General features: G+C 60.0%; 14 protein-coding genes and 1 tRNA gene. 4 read left to right on the forward strand and 11 right to left on the reverse strand.

The window, feature by feature from the left end; all coding sequences use genetic code 11:
- Nucleotides 1-7: 7 nt before the first annotated feature.
- The 4 genes from argS to BBDE_RS09255 form a co-directional block, all read right to left on the reverse strand.
- The gene (gene argS / locus BBDE_RS09240) at nt 8-1,798 is read right to left on the reverse strand and encodes an arginine--tRNA ligase (protein ID WP_003838751.1); all 1,791 of its coding nucleotides are present in this window, start codon (nt 1,796-1,798) and stop codon (nt 8-10) included.
- A 63-nt stretch (nt 1,799-1,861) separates the two neighbouring features.
- The gene (locus BBDE_RS09245; RefSeq protein ID WP_012902499.1) at nt 1,862-3,280 is read right to left on the reverse strand and encodes an amino acid permease; all 1,419 of its coding nucleotides are present in this window, start codon (nt 3,278-3,280) and stop codon (nt 1,862-1,864) included.
- A gap of 237 nt (nt 3,281-3,517) precedes the next feature.
- Nucleotides 3,518-3,907, reverse strand: a complete 390-nt coding sequence (locus tag BBDE_RS09250; protein ID WP_003838747.1) for a Rid family detoxifying hydrolase — start codon at nt 3,905-3,907, stop codon at nt 3,518-3,520.
- Nucleotides 3,908-3,951: 44 nt separating this feature from the next.
- Nucleotides 3,952-4,024, reverse strand: a tRNA-Arg gene (locus BBDE_RS09255).
- Nucleotides 4,025-4,161: 137 nt separating this feature from the next.
- Between BBDE_RS09255 and BBDE_RS09260 the strand changes: the two genes are divergently transcribed.
- A complete protein-coding gene (locus tag BBDE_RS09260) occupies nt 4,162-4,788 on the forward strand; it encodes a CYTH domain-containing protein (RefSeq protein WP_003838743.1) in 627 nt (208 codons plus the stop codon).
- 40 nt (nt 4,789-4,828) lie between these two features.
- Here the strand turns inward: BBDE_RS09260 and BBDE_RS09265 are convergent, their stop codons facing one another.
- The 3 genes from BBDE_RS09265 to BBDE_RS09275 form a co-directional block, all read right to left on the reverse strand.
- Nucleotides 4,829-5,797, reverse strand: a complete 969-nt coding sequence (locus tag BBDE_RS09265; RefSeq protein ID WP_003838741.1) for a tetratricopeptide repeat protein — start codon at nt 5,795-5,797, stop codon at nt 4,829-4,831.
- 108 nt (nt 5,798-5,905) lie between these two features.
- Complete coding sequence (locus tag BBDE_RS09270; protein ID WP_012902500.1) at nt 5,906-6,910, reverse strand: hypothetical protein; 1,005 nt, start codon at nt 6,908-6,910, stop codon at nt 5,906-5,908.
- Nucleotides 6,910-8,043 (reverse strand): hypothetical protein, encoded by a 1,134-nt coding sequence (locus tag BBDE_RS09275; protein WP_003838737.1) that lies wholly within the window; start codon nt 8,041-8,043, stop codon nt 6,910-6,912. The genes BBDE_RS09270 and BBDE_RS09275 overlap by 1 nt, the downstream gene beginning before the upstream one ends.
- Before the next feature lie 68 nt (nt 8,044-8,111).
- Here BBDE_RS09275 and BBDE_RS09285 point away from each other — a divergent pair, with 68 nt between their 5' ends.
- The 3 genes from BBDE_RS09285 to BBDE_RS09295 all read left to right on the forward strand — a co-directional run bounded on the left by BBDE_RS09285 (nt 8,112) and on the right by BBDE_RS09295 (nt 10,560).
- Nucleotides 8,112-9,080, forward strand: a complete 969-nt coding sequence (locus BBDE_RS09285) for an FKBP-type peptidyl-prolyl cis-trans isomerase (RefSeq protein WP_171843667.1) — start codon at nt 8,112-8,114, stop codon at nt 9,078-9,080.
- A gap of 113 nt (nt 9,081-9,193) precedes the next feature.
- Nucleotides 9,194-9,754, forward strand: a complete 561-nt coding sequence (locus tag BBDE_RS09290) for an IS3 family transposase (RefSeq protein WP_003837948.1) — start codon at nt 9,194-9,196, stop codon at nt 9,752-9,754.
- Entirely contained in the window at nt 9,715-10,560 is an 846-nt protein-coding gene (locus BBDE_RS09295; protein ID WP_080513433.1) for an IS3 family transposase, read from the forward strand. Before BBDE_RS09290 ends, BBDE_RS09295 begins: the two co-directional genes overlap by 40 nt.
- On the opposite strand, the gene BBDE_RS11450 is transcribed toward BBDE_RS09295, so the two are convergent.
- The 4 genes from BBDE_RS11450 to BBDE_RS09305 all read right to left on the reverse strand — a co-directional run bounded on the left by BBDE_RS11450 (nt 10,557) and on the right by BBDE_RS09305 (nt 12,778).
- Complete coding sequence (locus BBDE_RS11450; RefSeq protein ID WP_003838731.1) at nt 10,557-10,703, reverse strand: hypothetical protein; 147 nt, start codon at nt 10,701-10,703, stop codon at nt 10,557-10,559. The two genes, BBDE_RS09295 and BBDE_RS11450, sit on opposite strands and share 4 nt — an antisense overlap.
- Before the next feature lie 27 nt (nt 10,704-10,730).
- On the reverse strand, nt 10,731-10,886 hold the full coding sequence (locus BBDE_RS11455) for a hypothetical protein (protein WP_003838729.1): 156 nt from the start codon (nt 10,884-10,886) through the stop codon (nt 10,731-10,733).
- A 127-nt stretch (nt 10,887-11,013) separates the two neighbouring features.
- Entirely contained in the window at nt 11,014-11,940 is a 927-nt protein-coding gene (locus BBDE_RS09300; RefSeq protein ID WP_228369772.1) for an ABC transporter permease, read from the reverse strand.
- Nucleotides 11,941-12,145: 205 nt separating this feature from the next.
- Nucleotides 12,146-12,778, reverse strand: coding sequence for an ABC transporter ATP-binding protein (locus BBDE_RS09305; protein WP_003838725.1), 633 nt, complete (start codon nt 12,776-12,778; stop codon nt 12,146-12,148).
- Nucleotides 12,779-12,786: the final 8 nt, after the last annotated feature.

The following is a 12,786-nucleotide window of genomic DNA, read 5'->3' on the forward strand; positions in this document are numbered from 1 at the left end:
TTCGGCCTCACATCCTGTCGGGGGCGGTGACGCCGAGTAGGTCAAGACCTTCGGCGATTACGGTCCGGACGGCGTCGTTGAGCTTCAGGCGTGCGGCGGCGCGAGCCGGTTCCGGAGCCTTGGCGATGCGCACGGCCTCGGCGTCCTCTCCGCGGGCTTCCGGGTCGGTGAGTGCCATCGGCACCACGCGTTCCACGTTGTACCACTTGTGGTAGGTGGCGGCAAGGTCCTCAAGGTAGTGGGCCACGCGGTGCGGCGCGCGCAGATCGCCGGCTTCCCGAAGCAGGGCCGGCCACTGGGCCAAGGCGGCGAGCACTTCGCCATCGGCCACGGTGTCGAGCAGGCTCACGTCGGCGCCATCGTAGGTGATGCCGGCCGCGGCCGCGTTGCGGTCCACGTTGCAGGAACGGGCATGCGCATATTGCACGTAGTACACCGGATTTTCGTTGGAATGCGATGCAAGCAGGTTCAGGTCGATGTCGACCGGGGAGTTGTAGTCGGTGCGGGCCAGCGAGTAGCGGGAGGCGTCCACACCGATGGCCTCGGTCAGATCGTCGATGGTCACGACGTTGCCGGCGCGCTTCGACATACGTACGGCCTTGCCGTCCTTCATCACGTTGACGAGCTGGCCGATGAGAATCTGCATGTTCCTGCCCGGTTCGTCACCGAATGCGGCGCACATGGCCATCATGCGGCCGATGTAGCCGTGGTGGTCGGCGCCGAGCATGTAGATGGCCACGTCCGCCGGATCGGCTTCGCGATGGCGCTTGTTGCGATAGTAGGCGATGTCGGCGGCGAAGTAGGCGTAGTTGCCGTCGGACTTGATGATTACACGATCCTTGTCGTCGCCATGCTTGGTGGATTCGAACCAGGTGGCGCCGTCCTTTTCGTAGATGTCGCCGCGTTCGCGCAGGTCGGCGATGGCCTTGTCGACCTCGCCGTTCGAGTACAGGCTGTTCTCGTGGAACCACACGTCGAAGTTCACGCGGAAGTTCTTCATGGATCTGCGGATTTCGTCGAACATCATCGGCACTGCGCGCTTGCGGAATTCCTCACGCTGTTCGGAGTCACCTTCGCCGAGCGGTTCGCCCTTGTCGTCCTTGCCGCCGTCGATGCGCGGCAGATCGAGGATGTCGATGCCGTCGGACTTGGCTTCATCGATGACGCGCTGCGCGATTTCATCGATATAGGCACCCTTGTAGCCGTCGATCGGGGTCTCTTCGCCGTGGGCGGCCGCCACGAGGGATTTGGCGAAACGGTTGATCTGCTCGCCATGGTCATTGAAGTAGTATTCGCGCACGACCTTGGCGCCATTGGCTTCGAGCACGCGGGCCATGGAGTCGCCGACGGCGGCCCAGCGAGTGCCGCCGATATGGATGGGGCCGGTCGGGTTGGCGGAGACGAATTCGAGATTCAGGGTCTCACCGCCGAGATGGTCGTTCTTGCCGTAGGCGTTGCCTGCCTCAAGCACGGCATCGACCACGGCCGCTGCGGAAGCGGAGTCGAGCACGATGTTGATGAAGCCGGGACCGGCCACTTCCACGGACTTGATACCGTCGGACTGGGCCAGTTCGGCCGCGAACAGCTCAGCCAGATCGTGAGGTTTCATACCGGCTTTTTTAGCCAGCTGCATGGCCGCATTGGAGGCCCAGTCGCCGTGTGCGCGGTCCTTCGGGCGCATCACGGTGAGCTTGGACACCGGGGGGATCAGCTCGTCGGTCAGGGTGCCTGCCTTACCGGCGGCAACGAGAGCATGGGCAATCTTGGAAATCAGTTCACTTAACGCTTCTGGGCTCATTCTCCCCAGTCTACCGAGCGCGCCGACAGAACCCCGGCCCGAGCCCGCACGCCTCTTCCTCTCCTAGTCGGAATCGGAGGAATCGAATCTGGTCTTGAGGTAGTAGCCGGCATAGCAGAGGGCCACAAACGGAATCATGTACAGTAGCGTGGAACGCTGGGAGGGGTCGAGTACGACCAATGCCAGAGCCCCGACGCACATCACGATCGCGGCGATCGGCACGAACGGATAGCCGGGCGCCCGGTACCTGAGTTCGTCAACCGCATGCCCTTCCGCCAGCCATTGACGGCGGAAGCGAATATGGCACACGGATACCGACGCCCACACCACCAGCGTAGCCAGACCCGACACGGCTACCAACGCCAGATACACGGTGGAGGCGGCCACTACGGAGGAAAGCAGCGCCAGCAGGCTTCCCGCCATGCTGAACATCACCGCGAACACCGGCACGCCATGGAAGTTCGTTCTGCCCAGCACACGTGGAATCATGCCCTCCCTGGCCAGAGACCACACCATGCGCGAACACACATACAGACCGGAATTCGCAGCGGACAGCACGGCCGTCAACACCACGAAATTCATTACGTCACCGGCAAACGGCATGCCTATCGACTGGAACACCAGCACGAACGGACTGGTGTCGACACCCGACTTGTGCCACGGAATCAACGCGGCCATCACCGCAATCGAGCCGATGAAGAAAATCGCCAGACGCAACACCGTCGTATGCACGGCCTTCGGAATCGCCTTCGACGGATCTTTCGTCTCTCCGGCCGCAACACCGACGACTTCGGTTCCCGAAAACGCGAACACAACCGTCAGCAGCGTCGAGAAAATCGGCAGCACACCGTTCGGCAGCCATCCGTCGGCGGAATAGTTCCCGAACAACGGCGCATGCGTATAGCCGGCAATCGGAATCACGCCGAATATCGCCAGCAAACCGATCACGATGAACGCAATGATCGCGAAGACCTTGATCGACGCGAACCAGAATTCCGATTCACCATACAACCGTACCGACAGTACGTTGAGCAACAAGACGACCGCGATGAACATGGCCGACCATGCCCAAGCGGGAGAACGCGGAAACCACCGTTGCATCAACAGGCCGGCGGCGGTGAATTCCGAAGCGAGCGCCACCGCCCAATTGAGCCAGTACAGTACGGCGATGGTGAAGGCGGTGCCGGGGCCGATGAACCGCTTCGCATACAGGTGGAAGCTGCCGGCATACGGCATGGCCACCGACAGTTCGCCGAGGCTGAGCATGATGAAATATACGAGCACGGAGCCGATGCCGTATGCGATGATCGCGCCAAGCGGCCCCGCCTGATGAATCGTGTAGCCGGAGCTCAGGAACAGGCCCGTGCCGATTACGCCGCCCAGCGAGATCATGGTCAGATGGCGGGTCTCCATCTTGCGTTCGAGCCCGCCCTGCTCGCGTTCGACCGCGGTTTCATCGCCGCTTCCGGACTGCATGGTCATTCGTTCCAACTCCTTGCCTGCCTCCGCATGTGCGCCATGGCCGGGCGCGTCCATCATGACATTACACGGCATGTCTGAAGTCGGCCGGGACGAATCGGCACGAACGAATGGAAGAGTAAGAGCGCCATACGCCGTTGTACGGCACCCGATTGGTGAGGAATCCCGCCTTACACGATGCCTCGGGCAATATGCGCGAGGCATTCCCATGCGGCGGGATTCGGCATACCGTCTGATGGATCAGAGAACCGCGATGGCGTCGATCTCAACAAGAGCGCCCTTCGGAATCATATTGTTGCCGAAGGCGACTCGTGCCGGCTTCACGGAGCCGATGAACGCCTGCGCATAAACGGCGTCGACCTCTTTGAAGTCCTCGACGTCCTTCAGGTAGATGGTGGCGCGGCACACATGTTCGATGCCGGTTCCGGCAGTGTCGAGAATGTGCTTGATGTTCTTCAGGGCCTGTGCTGCCTGCTCGCCCGCGGTGTCACCCGCCAGTTCGCCAGTGGTCGGATCGATGCCCAGCTGACCGGAGACGAATACGAATCCATTGGCCTTGACTGCCTGGCTGTATGCTCCCAGGGCGGCAGGCGCTTCGGAAGTCGCCACCGCTTCCATCTTCTCGCTCATATTTTCTCTCCTTTGAACGCACACCGTTGCGCGGCGAACGCGAGTGGGCTTGATGGGGATCGAACCCACGACCTTCTGTTCCGGAGACAGACGCTCTATCCACTGAGCTACAAACCCGTGCGTCACCCTACTTTACACGCTCTTTTCCGCAATATGCGCAATCGTGAGCAAATTCCGTTGAAAAAACCTGTGATTCGGCCGAAAAACATTACGTTCTCGCCGTTTTCCAAGAATGTCGACATTACACTGGGGCTATGGGAGAGCATATGAACGATTTCGAGTACACGCGCCGTTTCTTCTGCCGCGCGATGCCCACCGAATTGGATGATGGGGACAATCCCACTCTGATCGTGCAAAGCTATTACGTGCACGAAGGCGGCTACGCGCTGCGCGTACGGCTGAAGACGCGTTCCGTGCGTCTTGACATGTCGCCCGACGTTCAACCGTTGCAGATTCTGGAACGGTATCGCGACGACTTTCGTTCCGGCTCAATCAGCGTGAAGGGCCCTTCCGTCGGCGGCACGCGTTATGAAGCCAGCCGCGACATCGACGCCCGCATCGCCGGCGAACTGATCCGTCGTGGCGGCGAGGTGACCATCAAGAACCGGTTCAGCGATTGGATCGACGAGGATGGCTGGAACATCGACGTATTCGGCGGGGCCAACGCTCCCCTGATCATCGCCGAAGCGCAACGCATCGGACCGGTCACGAACCTGGTGATTCCGAAATTCTGCACCACCGAAATCACCGATCAGCCCCGCTTCAGCAACGAGGGACTGGCCGCGAAGCCATACTCGCTGTGGCAGTCGGAGTTCGAGCGGGAACTGGAGGCGCAGGGGCCCCGGTTCCTTGAACTGTTCGGCAAGAACCGCATGGAATAGCGGTCCGACCGCCATTGAGCGCCGGTCGCGATCAGTACGATCAGTACATGAGCGTGGCCAGACGGCGCCGCGCACGCTTCAGACGCTCATCGGATGGTTCCGGAATGGTGAAATATTCAAGCAGACGCTGGCGTACCGGCTCGATATCGGCCTTGTGCCCGGCGGCCACGAAATCCAGCAGACGATCGAAGGCGTCCTGAATCTGGCCGCCGATCATGTCGATGTCGGCCACGGCAAGCTGCGCATCCACATCATTCGGATGCTCGGCGGCCGCAGCACGCACCTCACGCACGTTGGCGGAGCCGGAACGGGCCAGCAGCAGCGCCTTCGCACGTTCGCGAGCCGCGCGGGAGTCGTTCGGATCGGATTCCAGCACCTTTCCGTATGCGGCCGCGGCACCTGCATAATCGCCTTGCTGGGCCAACATGTAGGCCTCCTGATGTTCCGGCGGTATCTGGTCCTGGGCGGAAGCGGCGGATGCGGAATTGGCCGCATCGGAATCCGGATCGCCCGAATACGGCGCGGAACCGGTCACACCGGCCTGCTGGGCCGCAGCGATCAGCTTCGGCACCACGACTTCGGTGATCTGCTGCAGCTCCTCATCGGACGGCAGGCCCTGCAGAATCGGCATCGGACGACCGCCGATCAGTGCGAAAAGCGCCGGCGCTCCCTGCACTTGGAAGGCCTGCGCAATCGAAGGATTGGATGCGATGTCGATACGGGACAACTGGATCTGGCCGTTGAGCTGGTTCACGGCATCGCCCAGTTTGCGGGCCATGTCGAACAGACGGTCGTCGGTCGGCACCCACAGCAATAGCAGAATCGGGAACGTGGTCGAAGTCTGCACCATGGCCTGGAACGTGCCCTCCGTGGTGTCGATCACGTAGCCGCCCGCAGCCGGAGCACCGCCGGCCTGCCCGGGCTCGGCCTTCACCTGATGCTTAAGCGCCTCCAAATCAACGGCTCCAGCCAATGAAACTCCCGGATTGAACGGCCTTTGTTCTGCCATGATGCCTCCCAAGACACAAAAATCGTTGCTGGCACCCACTATAGGTACCAGCAACGATTTCAGTTCGGAGGTAGGGCCGCTTTCAGTTCCGGCCCGTCATGGCATCGTTCAGAGTGCTTCGACCTTGATGGGCTGGCGTTCCGAGCCCACGGCGGTAACCTGCTTGCCTGTGTTCGCCTTCGGAATATACAGCGCCACGACGTTCACATACGTGGTCTTCATGATGCTGGTGGCCTTGCCGTCGCCGAACAACGCCTTTTCGGCGTCGGAGGCCGGCTGCGATTCGCGGCCTTCGCCGGCGGAACGCGTCCATTCGGAATTGATCTGAGCCACCACCAGATCACCGCCGTCGGAGGAGCGCATCACGCATATTGCGTCATCCACCGGGGTGAAGGTCTGTTCCTGGGTGCCCTTGTTGAGTTCCATGGCCTTCTGCACCTGATCGGTCAGTTCCGATAGCTTCGTGCGCAAATCATCGTCGGCGAACTGCGAGGCATACTTGCTGTTCGCGCCGTGCTGCAACACGTCGGCGTATTCTTTGACCGCTTCCTTCGGCGTCATCAGCAGACCGGAATCCTTGTCGGTGCCCTGCTGGCTGCCGAGGCTCGCGATCTCGAACTTCGGCATCTTCACACCGGAGAACAGACGCGCCACACCCCACAGCTTGTAGTTCTGATGCGCGGAATCCTGCTTGAGCACCAGAAGACGCTTGGACTGCTGGTCCTCGGTGGTGGTGGTGATGGAGAACACCGTACGCGGCCAGCCGCTCTCGGTGGAGATGACGGTCTGCGCCAAATCGGTCGGAATGGTGGTCTTGCGGTCCAGATTGTCGGTGGCACGCGCCACTTCAAGCTCGCTGGTGCGAATGGTCAGTTCCGGGCCTGACAGGATCGTACCAAGTTCATCGGTATTGCGATCCTGATTGTACTGGTCGAGTGTTTTGAGGATCCGCGTACGGATCTTCTTTTCCTGTTCCGCAGTCAGATTCGGTGCCGCGGAGGACGACGACGTGGACGACGACGCTTTCGGTAACTGGCCTTCGCAGCCGCCCATGCCGATCATCAGTCCGACGGCGAGTACGGCCGCCGCGATTTTGCTGAAACGCTTACTCATCACTTGGCCTCTTCCGTTTGATCGTTGCCGTCGGCACCGTCGTCGGTATTCGACTGTACCTGCTCCTGCGCGAGTCGCGCGAAATACGCCTGCAGCTCATCCGCCGAAATTACGGAGGTAGCCTCGCCGTCACTGTTGCCGGCGGTATCCGTGGTTGCGCCGCCATCGGACGGCACGGCGTTCGCCTGCTGATCGGCGACCAGATTGCGCGCCGCCGGATCGATGATGGTCGGCTGCTGATCGTCTGGTTCCTGAGCGCGTGCGCCGGAACGATGCGACGCATGGCGACGGCGCTTGCGCTTGGCCGTCGAGGCCTTTTCATTACGGGAGGCGCTGGTTTCGGCGTTCTTCACCCATGTCGACACCGCTTCGCTGTCGCCCTGTTCGGAGCCGACGCCGGCAACGGCCGCGGCCGCCCGATGACGGCGCTTGTGCGGAGGCATGGCGAAGACCGAGGCGGCAAGTATCGCTAGGATCACGAACAGACCGCCCGCAAAATACAACGGCATGGCGAAATCAGGAAGCGTCTGTCTGGTCCAATCCAATGAAACGGTGGCGTTCTTCGCATCACCGAAATCAATCAGTGCAACGGCATTGGTGCCGTCATCGGTCGAGGTGCCCTTGATCTGCAGATTGGCGGTTCCGTTTCCGCATGAGGTCTTCGTCCACATATCGGAGTCCTGCACCGCCACCTGGTTGTCGGATTGGTCCGCGGTTCCCTGGGCCGCGGCCTTTTGCGTGGATAGCGCGGACCAGTCGGACAGTCCGGTGATACGCGTGTATGGCGTGCCTGCAATCCAGCCGGCGACATCGCGGGCCGACCCGATGACGATGCATACGTTCGCGGATGCATCCGAGGCCTTTGCCGTGATGTTCACGCGCTTGTCAATCAGGGAAAGCACACCGGGATCGGTCACGACATAGCGTGAACCGTTCACCGACGAACTGGCGGTGATCCGCGCGCTCGGCTTCCACATGGTGGCGTTCAATACGCCGAGAACGATGCACGCGACGGCGAGCAAACCAAGAATGGGCGTAACGATGCCACGCATGATCTTGGCATGGCGCGTGGGGCCTGCCTTAACCTGTGGCTGTTCTTGTTCTTCTTGCGGTAAAGTCATAGCACCAACCATTCTACAGTCTCCCCATATAAAGCCCCCTGAACCGAGGAAAATCAAGGTTTGCCGGTATGGTTGAACCCATGCGCAGAACTACTTTCCTGAAAGCCGCAGCGGCAGCCTGCACCATGATCATGTGCCTGGGCGTCTCAGCCTGCGGCAATGGCTCCGATTCGAAGGCCTCGTCCTCCTCATCGGCCTCGTCATCCGCGTCTTCCTCCAGCTCATCATCGACCAAAATGCATCAGATCGCGGGCGTGACCGCCACCGGCGAGCTCGGCAAGAAGCCGACCGTCGCCTTCAAAACCCCGATGACCGTCGAGAACAACAGCTATGCCATCCTGCAGAAGGGTGACGGCGCCGTCATCGAAGACGGCGACCGCGTATGCTCGCAGGGCATCGCCATCAATGTAAAGGACGGCTCGGAACTTATGAGCACGTGGGAGAAGAACACTCCGGATTGCTCCACCGTGGTCTCCTCCGACACCAGCCAGATGACCGCGGCCTACTACAATCTGATCAAGGGCCAGAAGCTCAACTCCACCATCGCCATCGGCGTCAATGATTCGAATTCCTCAGGCACCTCGTATCTGATGGTGCTCACCTTCGTGTCCAAATCGAAGGATCTGACAAAGGCCGAAGGCACCAAGGTCATGGATGTGCCGTCCGACCTGCCGAAGGTGACGCTCGACAAGGACGGCAAGCCGTCGATCGACATGAACGGCTACAAGGGCTCCGATTCGCTGGTGTCGCAGGACCTGATCAAGGGCAACGGCGCGGAGGTCAAGGACACGCAGACCGTTGTGGCGAATTACACCGGCTGGCTGCTTGACGGCACCCAGTTCGATTCCTCCTGGGACCGTGGCGAATCCAGCTCCTTCTCGCTGGACAGCGTAATCAAGGGATGGAAGCAAGGTCTGGCAGGCCATACCGTAGGCTCGCAGGTGCTGCTGGTCGTGCCGCCGGATCTCGGCTATGGGAACAAGAAGCAAAGCTCCATTCCGGCCAACTCCACGCTGGTGTTCGTGGTCGACATCCTCGCCGCGTACTGATCCGCCGTTCAGGTGCATCATCCGATAGTGGGGGCCTTCCCGTTTCTGAACCGCACCCCGATTATTGGACTGAAGAAATTCGGATTCGATGATTGGAGGTGTGGTTCTTTCGTATGCGTGAGGATCGGAGGAAGCACTATGACGACGGGTTCCGGCGCGAGGCGCTGAGGCTCATTGAGGCCGGCGTGGGCAAACGCTCCCTCGCCCGTCGGTTTGCGATGCCCGTGCAGACTGCGGAAAAATGGATCATGCTGTACAGATCCAACGGCGGGGAGGCGGTCATGGGAACCACCGGCAACAGGCGTTATGACTGGGAGACGAAGGTCGCGGCGGCGCGGGACCACGTCGAGAACGGCTTGAGCGTGGCCGAGGTCATGGCCAGGTACGGGATAGCGAGCATCGCCCCGCTGCAGCGTTGGTGCCGCGAATACCGTGCCGGTGGCGCGGAGGCGTTGAGGCCGAAGCCCAAGGGCAGGCCTAAAGGCGCGAAATCCAAGCCAAGGCCGAAACCCACGCGGGAGCAGGAGCTGACCGAGGAGGTCGCCTACCTGAAGGCGAAGGTCGCGTACCTGGAAAAACTCCGGGCCCTGCGGGCGCAGAAGTCACGAAGCGCGAGCGAAGCGCCGTCGTCCGACTGCTCGCAGGGCAGGGGCACCGGCTCGACCACCTGCTGAAGATCAGCGGGTTGGCGAGATCCACGTATTTCCACCATCTGTCGCATCCGGCGCATGAGACGCGCCCCGACCTCGATCCCATGGTCGCAGAGATCTGGGAAAGGACGGCCAACGGGTGCGGCCACCGGCAGATCCATATGTGCCTGGTCCACGAGTTCGGACAGAAGGTGTCGGCCAAGAGCGTCCTGAGGGTCATGCGCCGCATGGGACTCAGATGCCCGATCCGCGCCAGGAATCCATGGAGAGGCTACAGCTCGTACAGGGGCGACGCTGGCGGAGGGGTGCCGAACCTGCTCAAACGCGACTTCACCGCCGGCAAGCCGTTCGAAAAACTCGGCACCGACGTCACCGAATTCAAGGTCGCGGGCGGCAAGGCCTACCTCGCGCCCGTGTACGACATGGCCAGCAAGGAAATCGTCGCCTGGGACGTGAGCCGGCACCCCGGCATGGGGCAGCAGCGGCGTCTGCTCGCCATGCTCGAAGCCAGGCTGCCCGGGGGCGCGAACCCGATCCTGCACTCGGACATGGGATGGCAGTACCAGCACCCGTGGTGGCGCGGGGAGCTCGAACGGCTGGGCATCCGCCAGTCCATGAGCCGCAAGGGCAACTGCCTGGACAACGCCGCCACCGAACAGGTCTTCGGACACCTCAAGGACGAGTTCTACCGGGGGCGCGAATTCGACTCGTACGAGCAATTCAAACGAGAACTTGACGCGTACGTCATCCACTGGAACACCAGACGACGCCAGATACGACTCGAGGGACACACCCCGGAGGAATTCCGAAGCGTGTCCCTCGCAGCCTAGACCTGTATCCTATTTAACAACGTCCAACAATCGGGGCGCAGTTCATTTTGCCGGGAAGGCCCCCACTCGTTATCTACGCTCACATCACGCAGCACGGCCTTGCCCTTGATGGTTTTCGACACGTGATCAAGATCGACATACATGATTGCTCTCCTTACGAGATGAATGATTCAAATGATTTCCAGCCGATTGAACAGCACGTAATTGGCCGCGACCAGCACAATGGTCAGAATGCCCAGCACCACACCCCAATTCGGCACAAGCAGTGAGGATTTCACAAGCCAACGCATCACCGGCGCGCAAGACAACGGCGCAAGGACCATCATCAACACCGCAAGATAGCCATAGGCGCGATTCCCACCGAGATAACCAAGATTGATTGGTCAGAACCAGCACCAACAACGTCCACCCCGCGCACACGCGAAAACGCGTCTGATCGGCATAAACAAGTCGTTAATCATGGCGCTTCCTTTGCAACCAGCACAATACGGCGACTATCGTCGGAAGACCAACCAGGGTCATGGCGATGCCGATAAGGTTCGCGACGTTCGCCCCGGGCGTTTCGAGACCATCAAGTTGGAGATAGAGAATGGGATTCAACTCTTCCACATGGCTTGAGAAAGAGCATATGGAGGAAAACTGGATTATGCCCGGAAGCATCCACCACAACAACAGGAAGGCAACCGGCACCAGCACTTCCACGTTCCGATGCCTTACGAATGGCGAAATCGCAACAGCCAAGCAAGCGAACAATCCCGACAGCGCTGCCATCAGCAATCCGACGACGACAATACACAGCACCTGGTTGAACCGATATATCGGGTAAATCCATCCATTCGCTGAAATCAGAATGAACTGGAAGCTCGCAATATCGGCATCCGAACTCTCCACGCCATCGATAAACGACAGACGGGGATTTCCCGCAGCGGCAAGCAGAACATCGATGACGTAGGGAAGCACGCCTCCCAAAGCTCCCAGCAGAAAACCCGAGCACAAGGAGGTGCGTTCCACGACGCCATAGCTTGAACGGGCTTGCAGGAACGTCAATCTGCCGCTGCGACGTTCCACGGCCAGCGTGCTTCCTCCGGCCAACGCAGCCAGGAATGGGAACAGAAACTGATATAGCGTGGTCCCGCTGCCATATGTCGAGAACAACAACGTCTCGTCCAAAAACGTCGGCTGATGATATGGCAGCCTGTATCCCGCATGCCGCATCGTCCACCACTGGAACACGGCCATGAATACCGCCAGCGCCAACACCAACAGGAAACGGATGCTCAATAACCCGCGTCTGATCTGCCCGCAAAGCAAGGAACCATTGACCATTCTCACACAACCTTCTCCAACGATTCGACGGTTGGAGGCACAAACATCATGCACCTCCAACAATCGATTTCAGACAGAATCCGGGCTCCACACGCCCCAGGCCTGAGTCGCATCACTGTACTTAGCCGTATTCTGCAGCCTGAGATGAATATGGCACGGCTTGTATCCATTATTTTCAAAAACATATTGACCGTTCTTCCTATAATTGGCCAGTAGGTGGCACGGAATACCCTAACGGCTTCAGCTGTGCATCAATCGGTCAAGCGGCATGTAGTCGACCACTCGCCATCGAATGGAACTGATCAGCGATGAGGTTCAACTCATCACGGTGATGCGAGGCGATGATTACGGTCTTCCCCTGTTCACGCTGACGCCGCATCTCCTCCAGGAACACGCCCACCGACTGTTCGTCCAAACCATTGGTCGGTTCGTCCAACAGAATCAGATTCTGATGCTCCATCAGCGCCTGCACAATGGCCAGCTTCTGACGCATGCCCAGCGAATATGATTTCATTTTTTCGTCGGCGTGCTCCCACAACCCAAATTCTTTCAATAGCCGTTCCGTCTCATCAGAATCGAAATCCTTGTTGATGCCGGCCAAGTATTTCAGGTTCTGCATACCCGTCTCCGACAGCACGAAACCTGGGTTCTCGATGATTACTCCCACGGAATCAGGCAGTTTCCGGTTGAATTCGACCGACTTGCCGTTCATGCTCACCGTGCCCGTATCCACATGGATGAATCCACAGATTGCGCGCAGCAGCATGGTCTTGCCCGACCCGTTCGGACCGACCACCCCATAAATCCGACCACGCTCGAAACCCGCGTTGACTTCGCACAGCACCTGCTTGCCTTTGATGGTTTTCGATACATTCTCGATGGTGACGTACATAGTTCCTC

Origin of the sequence: Bifidobacterium dentium JCM 1195 = DSM 20436 (genome assembly GCF_001042595.1) — a bacterium.
In the GTDB taxonomy this organism is placed as follows: Bacteria; Actinomycetota; Actinomycetes; order Actinomycetales; family Bifidobacteriaceae; genus Bifidobacterium; species Bifidobacterium dentium.

Excerpts from the sequence above, each read along its gene's own strand:
- argS (WP_003838751.1), bottom strand. The coding sequence starts at position 1,798 with ATGAGCCCAGAAGCGTTAAGTGAACTGATTTCCAAGATTGCCCATGCT.
- BBDE_RS09245 (WP_012902499.1), bottom strand. The coding sequence starts at position 3,280 with ATGACCATGCAGTCCGGAAGCGGCGATGAAACCGCGGTCGAACGCGAG.
- BBDE_RS09250 (WP_003838747.1), bottom strand. The coding sequence starts at position 3,907 with ATGAGCGAGAAGATGGAAGCGGTGGCGACTTCCGAAGCGCCTGCCGCC.
- BBDE_RS09260 (WP_003838743.1), top strand. The coding sequence starts at position 4,162 with ATGGGAGAGCATATGAACGATTTCGAGTACACGCGCCGTTTCTTCTGC.
- BBDE_RS09265 (WP_003838741.1), bottom strand. The coding sequence starts at position 5,797 with ATGGCAGAACAAAGGCCGTTCAATCCGGGAGTTTCATTGGCTGGAGCC.
- BBDE_RS09270 (WP_012902500.1), bottom strand. The coding sequence starts at position 6,910 with ATGAGTAAGCGTTTCAGCAAAATCGCGGCGGCCGTACTCGCCGTCGGA.
- BBDE_RS09275 (WP_003838737.1), bottom strand. The coding sequence starts at position 8,043 with ATGGTTGGTGCTATGACTTTACCGCAAGAAGAACAAGAACAGCCACAG.
- BBDE_RS09285 (WP_171843667.1), top strand. The coding sequence starts at position 8,112 with ATGCGCAGAACTACTTTCCTGAAAGCCGCAGCGGCAGCCTGCACCATG.
- BBDE_RS09290 (WP_003837948.1), top strand. The coding sequence starts at position 9,194 with ATGCGTGAGGATCGGAGGAAGCACTATGACGACGGGTTCCGGCGCGAG.
- BBDE_RS11450 (WP_003838731.1), bottom strand. The coding sequence starts at position 10,703 with ATGTATGTCGATCTTGATCACGTGTCGAAAACCATCAAGGGCAAGGCC.
- BBDE_RS11455 (WP_003838729.1), bottom strand. The coding sequence starts at position 10,886 with ATGATGGTCCTTGCGCCGTTGTCTTGCGCGCCGGTGATGCGTTGGCTT.
- BBDE_RS09305 (WP_003838725.1), bottom strand. The coding sequence starts at position 12,778 with ATGTACGTCACCATCGAGAATGTATCGAAAACCATCAAAGGCAAGCAG.